The sequence below is a fragment of the Acinetobacter lwoffii genome (assembly GCF_024129595.1).
GTDB lineage: Bacteria > Pseudomonadota > Gammaproteobacteria > Pseudomonadales > Moraxellaceae > Acinetobacter > Acinetobacter lwoffii_O.
The window spans coordinates 50781-67655 of record NZ_JAMXXS010000010.1 but is presented as its reverse complement, the minus strand read 5'-3'; the positions used below and the strand labels follow the sequence as shown (position 1 = coordinate 67655).

The following is a 16875-nucleotide window of genomic DNA, read 5'->3' as shown; positions in this document are numbered from 1 at the left end:
ATTCTAACAAAAACTGTGGCTTTGTTTCTAAGGGGATTTTTGGGTGAGTGAAAAAGAAACTCAAGCAACTAAAAAAGTTGCTCTATCAGCTAAAGCGATAGAGAAAATGAAGAATGATAGTTATAAAGCCGATATAGGTGAGAATGAAGGCTTGCGAGTATACAAAGGGAAGACAGGATTAACATCTTTTATATATCGTTATCGTAGTCCTATTGATAACTCACTAAAAAAAATGAAGATAGGTACTTTCCCCGAACTATCTTTGGCTGAAGCAAGGATTGAGTTGCAAAAGTTAAAAGCTCAAAGGCGTTCAGGAATTTGTCCAAGTACTTATGCAAAAGAAGAAAAATTGGAACGACTCACTAAGCTTCAAGCAGCAAAAGAGAAAGAGGAACTTCATAAATTTACAGTTAAAGATTTAATCGAGTTATATCTTACAAACGTAATCGAAGATAGGTACGTAGATGATCCAAGATCAGGGTTAAAGAAATTGATTCGAGGGTCCCGTAAGAAGAAGGGGCAAGATGAAACAAGAAGAACGCTGTATGGGGATGCTGTAAAAGTTTTAGGGCATTTACCTGCTGAAAAAATTACTCGTAAAGATATCGTGCAGTTGGTGTCAGATATAGTGGCGAGAGGAGCCAATGTCCAAGCAGGTAGAGTTTTGTCTGAATTAACTTTAGCTTATGAGTACGCTATTGGGCTTGAAAAGTTTAAAGAAGATTTTGCTAACCCAGCTTTGTTGGCTAAGGCTAGTGCGAAACAAGCTAGATTAAAGCTGACTTGTACGAAAGGAACTAGAGTTTTAAGTGATGATGAATTAAGGCGTGTTTTGCAGTGGTTGCCAACTTCAGGGTTTTCAGCAAAACATAAACAAGTCTTGATGATCACACTTTGGACAGGATGCCGAACAGGTGAAGTCTGTGAAGCTAAATGGGCAGATATAAATTTAGAGTCTAGAACATGGCATATCAGACAGAGTAAAAATGGCTCGGAACGCTATGTTCAACTATCTCGTCAGTGTGCTGAGTTTATTGCTGAACTTCCTAATAAGCATTTGGAATATGTTTTTCAAATGGAAAAAAGTGGAAAGCCACTTTTGCAAAAAACGATTACTGAATGTAAATGGAGAATGAAACACCCTGAAAAGATGGTGTATAAACAAACATATAGACCTGAACAGTTGTGGTTGAATGACATGCCTGATTGGAATCCACATGACTTAAGAAGGACGGTACGTACAGGGTTGTCACGTTTGGGGTGTCCAGCAGAGGTGGCGGAAGCAGTATTGGGCCATTCTAAAAAAGGGATACAGGGAACTTATGATTTACATACTTATGAAAAAGAGTGTGCTGAGTGGTTGCAGAAGTGGGCAGACCATTTAGATAAAAATATGATGGAAAATTAAGCGATTTGTGTGACAATTAGGCTTTAAAAGATTTTTTAGGGGCGGTATGGAAGTCGTTGCGCAAACATTAGAGGTGGGACGAAATTTACATATTCTAAAAGTAAATGCTTATGATGATAAATTAATAGAATTAATAAATAAATATTTGGTAAAAGTTTGTGAGGGTGAAGATGAAGATTCTGCTGATATACAAAGAGTAAAAAAAAGACTTTTTAAATTCATCTCAACAAAACATGAAAATACACAAATGGGCGCTATAGCAGAATTTTTTATACATCTATATTTGAATGATTGTAATTATAAGCAAGAGTTTCTTTTTTTTAATTTAGAAGAGACATCAATAAAAAAAGGATTTGATGGTTTATATACAAAAGAAGATGAGATATATGTTATAGAAAGTAAGTCTGGTAAGGAGGATACTGAAGATATATCACATCTTGGTAAAATAAAAGAAGCATATAATGATTTGAAAAAATATTTTAATGGAACTAGTGATAAAGGTAATAATAATCCATGGAGAAATGCTTATAATCATGCAAGTCATAATGATATAAAAGCTAAAGATTCTTTAAAAAAACAAATTAAAACACTTGCAAATTTGTATGATGAAGAAATATATGGAGATATAAAAGATTATAATATAGTGCCGTGTTCAACTATATTTTTAGATAGTGAATGGAAGGAAGGGTATATAGATGATTTTTTGGATTCGGTTGATAAATTGAATTTTTTAATAGCTAAGAATAGCGATGTTATAATATTGACTAAACTGAAGTTGTCCAATTTTATGGATTTTTTGGGGCTGGAAAATAATAATGATTAATGTTGCTTTGCTGAAAGAAGATGAAAGATTTTCGAGCTCTATAAAAAAATTATTTTTGAATGAAGTTTTGGATCAAGGGGAATTAACTTTTTTATTAAGTTGCTCTATTCTTTTTTTAAAAAAATATGAAAAAGATAATAGAGAGAAAAGCTGTCTTAATTTTGCATATTTTATAATTCTTAAAGTTGCACTAGTTAATAATTATTATCTTCCTTTATATGATCTCTCTATAAATATGGGATGGTATCCAATATCAAGATTTATTTTTGAAAAGAAATTAATTGAAGATGTTGATTTTTCTCATGTGGTTTCTGATGCAAAAGTTGATAAATATGAGTATGATGGTATTGTTGAGACTTATAAACAAAAAAATAATAGATTGGATTTATTAAGTTCAGAGGTTGAGGAGAAAGCATATATTGCTCCGACATCATTTGGGAAAAGTAAATTAATTCAAGAATTTTTAAAAAGAAAAGATTATAAGAAAATTGCCATTATAGTTCCGACTAAATCGCTTTTAACCCAGACTTATAACACTATTAAAAATTTATTCGATGAAAGAAAAATAATTTTCCATGATGAAATGTATCAAGGTGAGAGTGATTTTGTTGCTATTTTTACTCAAGAACGAGCATTGCGTTTGTTAAGTAAAAATAAATCTCTAAGTTTTGATTTCTTAGTGATTGATGAAGCACATAATTTAATGGATAAAGATGTGCGAAGTATATTATTATTAAGGTTAATAAGAAGAAATAAATTTAGAAAAAAAGATAGTAATATATTGTATTTATCTCCTTTAATATCAAATATTGAAAATATTAAATTTAGTAATATTCAAAATATATTTGAAAGAAAGATAGATTTTAATATTAAAGAACCATCTATTCATCTTTACGATAGTGATAAAAATTACTATATATATAATCGATATTTTGATGATTATCATAAGGTTGATAGTTATCCTGATTTTCTAAATTATATTTTTTCTCATGAAAAAAATAAAAACTTTTTTTATTTGCGGCAACCCAAAAGGGTGGAACAGTTAGCGTCTACGATTTGTTCAGCATTATCTATTCAAGATGATGAGGAGCTCCAGATAATTAGTGAAAGTTTAGCAAAAAATATTCACGAAGACTTCTATTGTGTTGATTTTGTGAAGAGGGGGTTGATTTATTTACATGGTAAACTACCCGATATCATTAAAGAATATTTAGAATTTAAATTTAAAAACATATCTAAGATAAAATACTTAGTCTCTAATTCTGTTATTTTGGAAGGTGTAAATTTACCAATTGATAATCTATATATTTTAAATACGCATAGTTTGGAAACAAAGAAGTTAATAAATTTGGTAGGGCGTGTTAATAGATTAAATGAAGTCTTTGAAAAAAGTAACGATGGTCTTTATAAATTGAATCCTGATATTCATTTTGTTTATGATTCTTTTTTTACTGGTGAAAAAGCAAAATTAAGAAATACAATTGTGAAAATTAAATCAGGGGTATTCAAGGATGAGGTGAATAATCCTGTTTTGTTAAATTATTCAGATGAATATAAATTAGATATTTTAGGTAGAGATGGGGTTGAAGTTGTATCTTCTGAGAATACTATAAAAATTAGAGAAGATTTTTTAATTACAAATGATCTTAATGTTGATTTTAAGTTTAAATGTTCATTAATTGAATCCAATATTGATTCAATATATTTGAATTTTGATATAGCTTATCAAATCTTAGAGAATAAATATTTTGATTTTAAATCAAATTCGGATTGGTTTGTGTTGGATATAGTTGATAAGATTTTTATTTTCTTTATAGATGATATGGAAGAGTATATTGCTGAAAAAAATCTAGTGCGATTAAGTAAAGAAAAAGCAAGAAATTTCTATAGAATGTTTAATGAAAATAAACATAAATTTAATGTAAATCAAAACATTCGATATATGTTGAAATACTTTTATTCAATTCGGAATAGCTCTGCAGGTAAACATTTTTACGTAGGCGCATCCTATGGCGAGTTTTCAATTAATGATAATAGCTTTTTCAAAAATTATATTGATCTTTCAACTAAAGATGAAAAAGAACTGGTAAATATTGCATTAATAAAGATAAAAATAGAATCTGATTTTCTATCATTTGTTTTATATAAATTTGCTAATGTCTTATATGATATAGGTCTGGTTAGTGAAGATGAATATAATTTATTTACATACGGTAGTATTAGCAAAGAAACTAATGATTATGTTAGATTGGGTTTAAGCAGTAACATCGTTGCTTCACTTGAAAGAAATGATCAATTGAAAAATTTATCATTAAGTAGAAATGGGGGTGTTAGACCTAATGAGAAATTCATTGACTTTTTTGAAAAGCAGGATGATTTATTTAAATTTGAACTTTCAAAGTTTATAAATTAAAAAAAATAGAACATCTATACGTTAGATGTTCTATTTTTTATTATATTGGTGTAACACTTTGTTTTAGGTAGCTTTTTATATTATCCATTTGATTTTCGTTTTGAGATATATTTTGATTTTTAGTAGAGTTAATTGAGGTGGAGTCAAATTCCTCTAATGGATCAAAATACTCTTCACTTGAGATTTCAAAAATCCCATTTAAAAATCCTTTTCTTGCTATAGAGTCAAGATTTTCCTGTGAAAAACCAAATTCTTTACAATCTTTATCTATTTGCTGAGCTTGGAGTATTGCTTCATTCAAAGAAACTCCGCCCTTTAATGTTAAGTCCACGTAATACACTGGCTGACGATAGCTCTGTGTTGTGCTTTTACCTCTTAATATTAGCTGTAGTGGTAGGCAGGAGAGCAGACCATTTGAAGCTGCATGATAATATCTCAATCGAGCTGTCAAAGTTCGTATGCTATTAAAACCAGTTGTCCTAAACACAAATGTTCCAAACTCATCTGAGTCATCTAGGTTTACATGAAAACGTCCATAGGGTTTACAGTGTCCACCCTGAGCCAAAGAACACAAATCAGGAGAAGGGCATGGATGTTGTTCTACACCTTGATTGGTTAAACGTTGGCATGTTTCTCCATCACCAACACAAACCGGACGTCCAGTTTGACGATCAAACATTGTGTACTCTGCTCGCAAATTAAGATCAGGATCATTGAAAATCATTCTGACAGGGATTGAACGAAGTTTTTGATTTGGTGCATTTGCTCGAAGCTGTTCATCTAAAGGATGTTTTACCCATCCTTCTTTATTTTGGATCTGTGAGGTAATGGTAAATTGATCATCTTTTTCAGGTAAGCGTTTACCGTTCTTCTCTACAACTCGTCCAATACTAATCCGTCCTAGTATTGGTGGAGTAATTGCTAAACCTTTAATCATAAGTTCTGCTCCAAGTATTTTTTTATTACTGACCCTTTGATATGTAAGACAAAGATAAAAGATCAGAATGAAAGGCAAAAACTTCCAATAGGACTCGCCACACTTTCGAGTGTTGGAGAGTTGGGGGAGTTTTTGCCGTTTTGGTGAAAGTAATGAAGGATCTATCTAGTCTTGATAGATATTGAATCGACGACCGCCTTGTCTTTTCAGTGGATATTGCTCGATTAGATAAGGCTGATGCTTTAGCAGTGATTTAGTGTCCAAGCTGACACTATCATTGGCTTTCTTCCAAACGACTGAACCTCGACTGAATGTGGCTCGTTCTGCATCTTTCATCATCATTTGGATTTGATGTTTCAGCTCATCGAATCGTTCTTGTTTGTGTTGAATCTCTTCTTTCAGTTTGATCAGCTTATCAAACATGAGATTAGCTGTTTCATTGTGAGAAAGATCTTCAATTGTTAGTGGTACATGGGTTGGGTAGAGTTGCTGAATCGCTTTAGATGCAGACTCGCTCGCATCAACAGAAGGAGGTATATCCTTTTCCACACATTCCCAGAAATAACGTTCTGCATTAATGATGTGCTGAATCACAGATTCAGAACGTGTTACTTTGAAAATCTTAGTTTCATGTCCGCAGAGCAATACACAGACATGGGCTGACTGTTTTCCAGTGACTGCTAATTGATGTTGTACCTGACATAAGACATACAGAGGTACACCATCACGCCAAAGCTTAGCTCCATGTTCTCCTGCAGTTTTGCATTCAAGAATCTGTACTTCATCACTACCCACAACAGCGTAATCTAAGTTAGCCAACATGAAATACTTATCAGGATCAGGGTGCTGTAACACAGCATTGACTCGACGTACCTTATTATTAGTGTGCATGCTGTAATACTCCGCGACTAAAGGCTCAAGTTGTTTGCCCCAATATAACGGTGCAATACCTGCGCTTTCATCTTCGATGGATTGAGCTTGACGACCTGTTTTAATCAGCCACAGTTCTAGCATCGACATGTAGGGATTCAAGCCACATGCCGTAGCTGCATCACTACTACCAATGCCTTGTTTACGAACTTCAAGCCAATCTTGATACGCCATATCTTTGGTATTCACCAATCGTTTTGCAGAAGTTGCTCGCTTGGTGGTAGTCAGTGGATTGATTACAGTTTGAATATTTGTCTGTACAGACTGATTTGTAATCGGTGCAATTTGATTCATTGTTCATCCTTATTGATTTCTAGATAAAGTGCATAAAAAAGCCATACCTGACTCAAGGTCGGGTATGGCGATATATATGTTGATAGTGGTTAAAAACGGGGCTATCTATAAGCCTCAGACTTAAATTAACTCAGGCAATTAAAGATAAGGCTTGTTCTAGTCCTCGTTGTTTAAGATTAGCTCCAGCTCCAAACCATGCTGAGTCCAAGCGGTGATCTGTACTCATGGCACGACGTTCATGATCAACAAATTCTGTGATCGAACATAGCAAGCCATAGGCTGTATCTTTAGCAGATGAAAGATCAGCTCCACGCCCTTGACCATTAAATATCTCTAAGGCTTTGGTCATGGCTCTGCCATTGGGTTCAGTCTTGTTTTGCTGTGGTGAATTGCTTGCTACCTGACGGTAGAATTGAATGATGTTCTCTTCAGGATCAGAAATTGACATGGTGCTATTGTTGAACACGGCATCAAAGTAAACCTTGGCTTCCTGTTGACTGACTTTACGCTGAGTAAGCTGTTTCATCTCATACATGTGCTCATCCCATGCACGAACTGAAATACCTAATTGCTGTTTTACTTTCTCTGCATCGAACTTGGTGCTATGTGGTACTTTAACCACACCTGCGCTTGCAGTTGCACCTTTAAGTGCAATGGCAAGTGTGTTATTACACACGACTCGAATACTCGTAAATTGTGCTGTAGTTGCCAATGTACCATCGCATGCTGATGCTAGTAGCACATAGCCATTGCTGACATCCTTACCTTTCAATGCTGTGCTTTGTCCTGTACGTGCTAAAGCCCAGAACTTCTTACCACCTTTCAGTACTCCTGCTGTTTCCAACTCGAAGCCTGATTGTTCAGTCAGATCACGGTAGAACTCCAAAATCTCTTTTGGTTGTACTTCCTGATAACGCTGACTCACTACGGACAGTGGTGCATGGGTATCTGAGCGGTACAATACTCGCTGTTCTTCAAATGGTATGATGATGCTTTGACCACGTTCATTCTGAGCCATGTAACTGACATCAGATGATTCGATACACCAATCCATTCCTGCTTGCTGTGCCCAAACTTCAAGAGGTTGATTAGGGGTGAGTAGATTACCTAAGCCATGCCAAGGTGTTTCCCCGACATAAGCCATTTGTTCTAATTGATGTGCCATGATGGAATTCCTTTTAATATGATTGCAGACTTAATGAAGAAGACTAGATGGAAATCTTTGAGTACAGCCTTGGCAATAACACAATGATTGCTGTGACCTTGTTGGTTGATCAGTAACCGCATTAATCAGACCACCAATAAATGTTCCTGCTACACCACCCACCAATGGGGGTAAGTTAAAAGACTTTGCTACTGTCGCTCCAAGCGCGCCTAAGGTCGCAGGAGACACCACTTGAGCCAGTGCAGTACTAGACTGCTGATTCATTTCAATCATTATGATTTCTGCTGATTGGCAAAATGGGCATTTCAAGCTCATCGCCTAACTCCTCATTCAAATAATAAAAAAGGTCTGCATGAATGCAGACCTTGTTTCCATGAGCCCTGAAAAGAGCTTCATGATTCTCATGAGGATGTTATGTATCTGAAATTATTTGGAATCAGACCAAATCTAATATTAAGCAGATGTTGCTTGAGTTAATCGAGGAAGTGTATACGTGTCAAAGTTCTTATGCTCTAGATAATGGCGATACATTTGACTGAAAATAGATAGTGCTCTTTGGTTTAACTGGTGTTGTTTGCCGATCCCATTGAATAGGGGGTAGCGTGACTTTAATTCTTGCTCAAATTCACCTGAAAACAAATATTGGTATTTATGAATCACAACAAAGTCGTATCCAGTATCATCTCTGCCAAGAGCATCTTTTCTGAAAAGTCTTTGTAAAAGAATAAGTACAATCTGCTCTTCATCAGTCTCAACTACACGATCAGCTTCATTCATCAAGCGATAGAATGAATTCCATGTTTCATAGTCACCGATATGAATATCATCAATATTATAGAAAAAATTGCTCGTTTTTCTCTGCACAGTTAAAGGCAGTCCATCGCTGTTTTGAGGAATGGCAAAGGCATGTGTTTGATCATAACTGCTTGTAAACAAGATCGCTTTGAATTGATCGTTAAAATCTACGGCTTGATCAAAATTTTGGTCTACGCACAGGCGATAGTATTTTTCTAGGGAAGTTTGCCCACGTTCGAAATAAGGCTTGTATACATTAAGTAAAGCCTGTTGTTTGGTGAGGATTTTATTATTTGCCTTAATCTCTTTGATGATTGCAGTCTCGTGTTTAAGCAGTACCGCATAGCACCAATGCAAAATCCAATAGTGAGATAATTTTAGATCTTTGGATTTTTTACTTTCGACATATTCAAGATTCTCAATTAGCTCAACAACGCTATCCAAATGTTCTAGCACAGATTCATCGGTGTCATAGAGTTCGCGAAGCATAGCAATTAATTGATCAGGATGGCGAATACAATCACCCTGACTTTTGAAGCCATGCATAGTCAGCTGAGCAACCAAGCCACCTAGAATGAAAAAATGTTCTTTGCTATTTAAACCTGTTTTCTTACAAATGGCATGCTCAAGTGCTTTATCAAGATCTGGATGATGATCCCAACCGACTGGCTGATAGGTAGGAACATTTAAAAATAGGCTACTGGAAACGAAACCGACTTTCCCGAAGTCATGTTTATTTAAACCAACTAGACATGCAAGTAGGTCATAACCTTGCGACACAGTCAGAGGTTTAAAGTCGACAGAGTTGTAAGATTGAATTTCTAGATTAAGACGTTCAACAAGCGATTTTGTATGTTTTGCGATTGACATATCTGTACCTTTAATCGTTGCATTTTTTCTATGAGGCGCACATTTTTTACCTCACAGCGCAACTTAAAGATCACAGCTATGGATAAAAAATTAGATAGGTATTTCAATTATTTCTTTTGCCATGTGCTAGCAAGGTCAATATCACCACTGATGGCAATTATTCACATATACATAAAGTCAGTCAAGCACTAAATGTGAGATTTAACGTGCATTTTAGTGCTTGGAAAGATAGGCTTTTTGAATGGAAAGATGAGCTAAGTCTTCTTAATTTAATGATTATTATAATCTGCGCTCTTCGATGTTTTTAAGCATCTGTTCGATAGAGTAACCTGCTTCAGCATCATAAAGATTTTGCAAACTGACGGTCGTAATTTGAGCTTTGTTAGATGCTGGTTGGTAGATTTTTACAATATCACCTTTGTTCTTTGGGGCAAAGTATTCATTGAATCTAGTGAAAATATTTACTGCATTTTTCCGTACTGAACCAAAGCAGATTTCAATTTCACTCTGTTGTTCGATATGTTTAAAAATTTTATCGATCTCATCTGTACGTGGGCATGACGCTAGCTTTTTTTTAAGTTCATTTAGAGGAGGATAATTCCGAATATTTATAGTTAAGGTCAAGTCATTTGTGTTTACTGGAGTTTGCCTATCCGAACCGTGTGTCTTAGATTTAGAGCGAGTGGTAGTGAACCCTTTCTCTATAAATAATTGTTCTAAATATTTCATGAAGTCATTTGAGTTTTTTGTGGGATGCTTTTTTTTATAGCTTTGATAAAGTAACGCTTCTAAAGCTTTGAGAGGTGATTTTCGCTGTGTTAATGGATAGTGATTTCGCTTTTGGAGTGTGAGTAAACTTGTTGCAATTTCAACTGCTTGCCGTAATTGAGTTTCTGATGGGGTATCATTATTTTTGTTTAGAAGCAACATGCTAATCATTTGCAGAAAAACTTTATGAAGTACATCTATCATATTGCCTTGAGCTTTTACTGGTACTTGTAGTCCAATTAAATAGTCAGCTTCGCTAGATTTTTTCTTTAATACATTAAAATCATTACCTCCATGTGTGAGGTCTTTAAATGGGGCTATATGATTAATATTATTTAATATTTTATAAATTTCATGGGGCTGTTGAAAAACTCTTTTGTAGATAAAATGATAACTAACATATAGCTCTACAAAATAATCTTCGATTGCGTACAGCTTATTCATTGATCTTAAATTGTGCTGTATAGCTAAAATATTGAGATGTTGAACATGTTCTGAGAATTGTCTGAAGATTTCTTGAATCCACATGAAAAAAAAATCTTTTAATGATTGATATGAGATTTCAAAATAATCAGTACTGAGTTGAAACAAGGTGAAGCCATTATTTTGGTATTCTGACCAAAATGCTTGTAGTAAATCAAATCGAAGAATTTCGTATTTGTCTTTTTTGCACTGCCAATCACTTTCTAATACTAGATGATATTCTGAAATTTTAAGCTTCTCTTCGTCAAGAGGTCGGTCGATTTTACCTAAAATGTATTCGTTTATTTCTTTCAGTTTTTCAAAATTGCATGGGCATTTGTCTAAAGCGTGAAGTTTCTCATATTCTAACATTAGAATAGATTGGGTCAGAAAATACATAGAGTCTTCTAACACGTATAAAAAATTATCTTTTTCTTTCATGATGTTGGTTTTGAAAAGTGCTATAGGAAAAAAGTACTTGATTCAATTCCTATATTTTTATTCCAATATTGCTTTGTACTTAACAAGAGGGTGCAAAGCACATATGGAACAAATTGATAGAAATAAAATGCAGATCATTCGAATGGATGAGGTCAGCAAGCTTAGTGGTCTAAGTCGCTCAACTTTATATGAAAAATTAAATGAAAAGTCTAGTCGTTATGACGAGACTTTTCCTAAGCAACTTAAGTTGAGTCGTAATGCTGTGGGATGGTTAGAACATGAGGTTTTGGAATGGTTAGAGAGCAAAGCGAATGAGCGTTTTAGCTGATTAACTTTCCATTCAGTCATCTAAGTCTACGACACGATTTTATAGGGTTTACCTATATTGGGTATCAACCAATATTTCGTAGATGCAGAACAATCACAATTTAGGATATATGTTTAATTAATAGTATTAATAAACAATATCTTAGCTATTTAAAAGTACTTGACTAAGTTATACCAGCCAATGCTCTACATGGCATTGGCTAGGGAAGCTCAACTTAAAATTTACATAATAGAGTAATCTATGAACACAGAAATCAAACAGATCAATCGTAAGTATTTTGATGTCCCAAGACCTGTCATTATGAATTATGACGAATTGGTGATGCGTCAGACTGAAGACGGATCTTTAGAAGTTCATGCTGATGTGCAAGTACATGATGCAATTAACGGTATCAATATCGTTCAACTCATTGATCAAAATAATATTGATATGTTGTATGAGATGGATTGTAGAGGTCAGTATAGATCTTTAAATACAGCACTACATAAGTTGTTTAACTCGCTTGAAAGACCAAGTGTTTTGAATGAACGATTTGATGTTCCTGAGTTAAAAGTTCTAGACGAAGCGATCAAGAAACATATTCCAGCACATAGGTTGATCAGTACAGAAGAGCCAATTTTTTGGAAAATGCATCAAGCCACTCCAATCTCTTCACTGCGTGTTGGTATGGTAAAAGCAGATTACTGCAATAATCTAGTATATGAAATACGGAAGCTAACGCAAACGCCTGAATACAAGCAGGCATTACAAAATAGATTGGAGCGTAGCGATAATCAATTTCAAAAAGGGATGAAGCTGATTAACGACTTGTTTGAAGTGAAATGCAAGTTGCTCATTATGAGAGTGGACTTTGCATTGAAAGCGGAGACCGATTTATTGCTAACTGATTTGAAGACATTGATGTCCAAATTCTTGAAGAAAATTTTAGTGAGTAAGGGGGAGCTTGAAGGTATTGAAGGCTATATCTGGAAGCTAGAGTACGGAGTACAAAAGGGTTATCACTATCACTGCATTTTCTTTATGGATGGTAGTAAGCATAGTAAAGATTCTTACTATGCTCAAAAGCTAGGTGAGCTATGGAAACACGTTACAGATGATCAGGGCATCTTCCACAACTGTAATGCGAGTAAGTTTAAATATCGTAATCTTGCAATTGGTTGCATTTCTCACGATGACGAAGAGGCAAGAAAAAACTTAGAGATTGTCATGTCTTATCTATCTAAAACGGATCAATTTTTGATGGAAAAGACACTCAAGAAATATCGGGTATTTGGTACGAGTACCAGAAAGATTGAAAAGTCTCAATCAGGTCGACCTCGGGACAACCTTAAAAATTAGCCTAAGCAATTTTCGATATTGAACTCTATTTTTTGGAATTAACACATGAAACTATCATTCGCTCAACCAGCATATATTTACTCAAATACAGACCTATCCATTGAATCACCATATGCGTTTATTGCAAGTGAGGGAGTCGTCCAGCATTGTTCACAACAGTTCTCAGTAATCACACAGAAAAGCTTTAAACTGTTTAAGCTAAAGAAATCATATGCAGGAGCCCAAATCATTGTACCTGTATCAGAAAAGACATTGGATTACATGAATATGATTAACATGTATATCCCAATAGGTGCATATGCGCTTAATAATCAAAATTATAAATTCGCAGAGCATATTCGTCAGATGAATGAGGTGCTTGAGCCAGCAATTCAGCTATTGCCGACTCGAATCAATACTTATCAATTATCGGATCAGAACTATATCGGCTGTATTGCACCAATCTTAGAAAATATTTTGAATGCATTCAAACGATTCTCTACTAGCACATTGCATATGAAAGATATGGCTGAGCGTAAGCTGTGGATGAGTGATCAACTCAAGAGTGTTATGGCTTTGTTTAGAAAAGTGTATAACAAGGAGCAAAGAGCAAATTTAGTGGTGGTTACAGTCAATCATTTGACATTGAACATTGCACATTTAACTCAAGATGAGATTGAAAGGAAAATTTCGATTCAAGCACAGCAAGTCGTTTGTGAATTGTTGCATGAAAATGAACAAGGTGTTTTTCATTTGTTTCACAGGACATACCGTGATCTTTCTGGCGCATACTACACACAGATTTTTGTGATTACAGATCGGAAATTAATTTTTACTACAAACTCAATACTGTTAGATCCGAATCAGAGTGCAGGGTTTAATTCAGCAATAGAACACTCTACGTATATGTTTAAGGTGAACGCAGATCCACTTGATATACATGGCTTAGATGGTTTTGATCAAGAATGTGTCAAGCAGTCATTTCAACAGTTCTTATCGAGTCATCTATATCTCTACTATCACTCGAAAGAAATTTCACCAGACATCATCATCGTGAAGTGACTATAAGAAGGAGGCGAAAGCCTCCTTTTTCATGTTTTACTCTTTATATCGCATTTGGCTTATGGCAAAGTAACCGCATTCTAAAATAATGATTTTGGTTGATTTTTAACATGACCCAAGTACAGCTTCAAGAACTGCAAAAACGTTTATGGAATATTGCCAACGACCTACGTGGCAAAATGGGGGCAGATGAGTTCCGTGATTATATTTTGGGATTAATCTTCTATAAGTACTTGTCGGAAAAAGTGTTAAACAGTGCCAACCACGAGCTACAAGATGAAGGCTTACAGTTTACAGATTTAGATGCCAATAACGCAGAGCATCAGGAGTTCTTACAAGCACTTAAACAAGAAAGCCTTGAGAACATGGGCTTCTTCTTAGAGCCAGTGCAACTGTTCCATAGCCTCGCTGAACGTGCCCAGAACAACGAGTTTATTTTAGATGAACTGATTCAAACGCTCAAAGCCATTGAGCAAAGTACGCTTGATGCTGAATCCTCTGAAGACTTTGCTCATTTGTTTGAGGACATGGATCTTACTTCGACCAAGCTAGGTAACAATGCGACAGATCGAAATGAGCTGATCTCTAAAGTCCTTGTACATTTAGATGCGATTGATTTTGATATTTCCAATACTGAAGCAGATGTACTGGGTGATGCTTATGAGTACTTGATTGGTGAGTTTGCATCTGGTGCAGGGAAGAAAGCAGGTGAGTTCTATACACCTCAAACCGTTTCAACTTTGGTTGCACGTATTGTGACGCTTGGTAAAGATCGTTTGCGTAGCGTATATGACCCGACTTGTGGTTCAGGTTCTTTATTACTTCGAGTGAAGCGTGAAGTCGGAAACAATGTCGATGCGATCTACGGTCAGGAAATGAACCGTACCACCTACAACTTGGCGCGAATGAACATGATTTTGCATGATGTTCATTTTTCTAAGTTTGATATCAAGCAAGAAGACACTTTAAAGAAACCACAGCATATGGACATGAAGTTCGATGCGATTGTGGCAAATCCGCCATTTTCTGCAAAATGGTCTGCTGATCCGTTATTTTTAAGTGATGAGCGTTTTAAGTCTTTTGGTAAGCTTGCACCAAGTTCAAAAGCCGATATGGCATTCGTTCAGCACATGCTGTATCACCTTGATGATGAAGGTACGCTTGCGATTGTATTACCGCATGGGGTGTTATTCCGTGGCTCAAGTGAAGGGCATATCCGTCAGCATTTGATTGAAAAGATGAATGTGGTGGATGCGATTATTGGTTTACCTGCCAATATTTTCTACGGCACATCTATTCCAACTTGTGTGTTGGTGCTGAAGAAAAACCGTGAGCATAAAGACAATATTTTGTTTATTGATGCGAGCAATGAGTTTGAGAAGCAAAAGAATCAGAACAAGTTACTGCCTGAGCATTTAGATAATATTTTGGGTGCGTTTGAAAACCGTCAGGATATTGAGAAATATGCCAAGGTTACTTCAATTCAAGAGGTTCGAGATAACGATTACAACCTGAATATTCCACGTTATGTAGATACCTTTGAAGCGGAAGCTGAGATTGATTTGAATGTAATTGCGAAACAGCTTCAAACTTTGGAAGCTGAAAGTCAAAAGACTGATGCCGTAATTGCCGATTTCTGTAAAGAGCTTGGGATTGATTCGCCATTTGCGGAGGTGAACTAATGGCTTTACCAAAATTAAGATTTAAAGAATTTGATAGTGAATGGGCTCTTCAAAATCTAGGTTCATTATTTTCTAAAAGACGAGATAAAGGTATCTCTGGTGTTCCTACGTATTCTGTGACGTTAAATAACGGGATAGTAAATCGAGATGACTTAGAGAGAGATACGCCTACCAATTTAAGTCCACAAGAACATTTGTTGGTTAAGAAAAATGATTTAGCTTATAACATGATGCGAATGTGGCAAGGTGCATTGGGTCTTGCTCCTACTGATGGAATTGTTAGTCCTGCTTATGTAGTACTTAAGCCTAGTGAACAGAAAACTAATTCTAATTTTTTTGAATACTATTTTAAAAGAAATCGTCAGATTCATAATTTTTGGGCATATTCGCAAGGTTTAACAGAAGACAGATTGCGACTATATTTTGATGATTTTAAAGTTATTAAAATTAATGCTCCATCCAAAGAAGAACAAACCAAAATCGCCTCATTTTTATCAGCAGTTGATGAAAAGATTGCTCAACTCGCGCAAAAGCATGAGCTACTTAGCCAATATAAACAGGGCATGATGCAAAAGCTATTTAGTCAGCAGATTCGTTTTACAGAGGATAATGGTTGTGAATATGGGGAATGGGGAGTTAAGAATTTTGACGAGGTATTATCAACAATTTCGATAAGAAATAATCAAATTCAAGCTAATCAAATTCTTGAGGCTGGCAAGATACCTGTGATAGATCAGGGGCAACGATATATAGCAGGATATACAAATGATGTTTCAAAAGCTTTAAAGCCAAGAAAAGGTTTTATTATTTTCGGTGATCATACGACGGCCTTAAAATTTGTAGAGTTCTCTTTTGTTGTAGGTGCGGATGGCGTCAAAGTTTTAGATGTCACCCAAGAAGGTAATCTTGCAAAATATATGTATTACTATCTAAGCCATAATAAATTACAGCCTGAGGGATATAAAAGACACTTTACTATTCTTAGAGAAATAGAGATTCAAGTCCCATGTTTAGAAGAACAAACCAAAATTGCGAATTTCCTCTCTGCCATCGACGAAAAAATAGAAAAGGTTGCTCAGCAGATCGAAGAAACTAAGCAATGGAAAAAAGGCTTGTTACAGCAGATGTTTGTATAAAGTAAAAGCAGTATTGAGTAACCTCAATACTGCTTTTTTTATTG

General features: G+C 35.2%; 13 protein-coding genes and 2 pseudogenes. 9 read left to right on the top strand and 6 right to left on the bottom strand.

The annotated features are described in order from the left end of the window. Window positions 1-43 precede the first annotated feature (43 nt). The 3 genes from NI466_RS07080 to NI466_RS07070 are packed head-to-tail and all read left to right on the top strand — an operon-like array spanning window position 44 to window position 4644. Window positions 44-1408, top strand: coding sequence for a tyrosine-type recombinase/integrase (locus NI466_RS07080; protein ID WP_354268441.1), 1365 nt, complete (start codon window positions 44-46; stop codon window positions 1406-1408). A 46-nt stretch (window positions 1409-1454) separates the two neighbouring features. After that, complete coding sequence (locus NI466_RS07075) at window positions 1455-2231, top strand: Hachiman antiphage defense system protein HamA (protein ID WP_253173197.1); 777 nt, start codon at window positions 1455-1457, stop codon at window positions 2229-2231. Next, window positions 2224-4644, top strand: coding sequence for a DEAD/DEAH box helicase (locus NI466_RS07070; protein WP_253173196.1), 2421 nt, complete (start codon window positions 2224-2226; stop codon window positions 4642-4644). The genes NI466_RS07075 and NI466_RS07070 overlap by 8 nt, the downstream gene beginning before the upstream one ends. 40 nt (window positions 4645-4684) lie before the next feature. Here the strand turns inward: NI466_RS07070 and NI466_RS07065 are convergent, their stop codons facing one another. From NI466_RS07065 to NI466_RS07040, 6 genes are all read right to left on the bottom strand, one after another. After that, entirely contained in the window at window positions 4685-5581 is an 897-nt protein-coding gene (locus NI466_RS07065; RefSeq protein ID WP_253173195.1) for a recombination directionality factor, read from the bottom strand. A 165-nt stretch (window positions 5582-5746) separates the two neighbouring features. Then, window positions 5747-6805: a YqaJ viral recombinase family nuclease gene (locus tag NI466_RS07060; protein ID WP_253173194.1), complete on the bottom strand. Its 1059-nt coding sequence runs from the start codon at window positions 6803-6805 to the stop codon at window positions 5747-5749. A 130-nt stretch (window positions 6806-6935) separates the two neighbouring features. Next, a complete protein-coding gene (locus tag NI466_RS07055; RefSeq protein ID WP_253173193.1) occupies window positions 6936-7970 on the bottom strand; it encodes a DUF932 domain-containing protein in 1035 nt (344 codons plus the stop codon). Between the two features lie 30 nt (window positions 7971-8000). Then, window positions 8001-8285, bottom strand: a complete 285-nt coding sequence (locus tag NI466_RS07050) for a hypothetical protein (protein ID WP_180040027.1) — start codon at window positions 8283-8285, stop codon at window positions 8001-8003. A 138-nt stretch (window positions 8286-8423) separates the two neighbouring features. Then, window positions 8424-9635 carry a hypothetical protein gene (locus NI466_RS07045; protein WP_253173192.1) on the bottom strand — a complete coding sequence of 404 codons (1212 nt, stop codon included), beginning with the start codon at window positions 9633-9635 and terminating at the stop codon, window positions 8424-8426. Between the two features lie 279 nt (window positions 9636-9914). Next, entirely contained in the window at window positions 9915-11306 is a 1392-nt protein-coding gene (locus NI466_RS07040) for a hypothetical protein (RefSeq protein WP_253173191.1), read from the bottom strand. Window positions 11307-11409: 103 nt separating this feature from the next. On the opposite strand from NI466_RS07040, the gene NI466_RS07035 reads away from it, so the two are divergent. From NI466_RS07035 to NI466_RS16045, 6 genes and pseudogenes are all read left to right on the top strand, one after another. Next, window positions 11410-11634: a helix-turn-helix transcriptional regulator gene (locus NI466_RS07035; RefSeq protein WP_253173190.1), complete on the top strand. Its 225-nt coding sequence runs from the start codon at window positions 11410-11412 to the stop codon at window positions 11632-11634. 240 nt (window positions 11635-11874) lie between these two features. After that, window positions 11875-12972, top strand: a complete 1098-nt coding sequence (locus NI466_RS07030; RefSeq protein WP_253173189.1) for a YagK/YfjJ domain-containing protein — start codon at window positions 11875-11877, stop codon at window positions 12970-12972. A gap of 45 nt (window positions 12973-13017) precedes the next feature. Then, a complete protein-coding gene (locus tag NI466_RS07025) occupies window positions 13018-14013 on the top strand; it encodes a hypothetical protein (protein WP_163166319.1) in 996 nt (331 codons plus the stop codon). A gap of 110 nt (window positions 14014-14123) precedes the next feature. Then, a complete protein-coding gene (locus NI466_RS07020; protein WP_253173188.1) occupies window positions 14124-15695 on the top strand; it encodes a type I restriction-modification system subunit M in 1572 nt (523 codons plus the stop codon). After that, window positions 15695-16174 (top strand): annotated as a pseudogene (locus tag NI466_RS16050) (restriction endonuclease subunit S domain-containing protein); the annotation flags it as partial. The gene NI466_RS07020 and the pseudogene NI466_RS16050, both read left to right, overlap by 1 nt. Beyond that, window positions 16148-16831, top strand: a pseudogene (locus NI466_RS16045) (restriction endonuclease subunit S); the annotation flags it as partial. The pseudogenes NI466_RS16050 and NI466_RS16045, both read left to right, overlap by 27 nt. Window positions 16832-16875 lie beyond the last annotated feature (44 nt).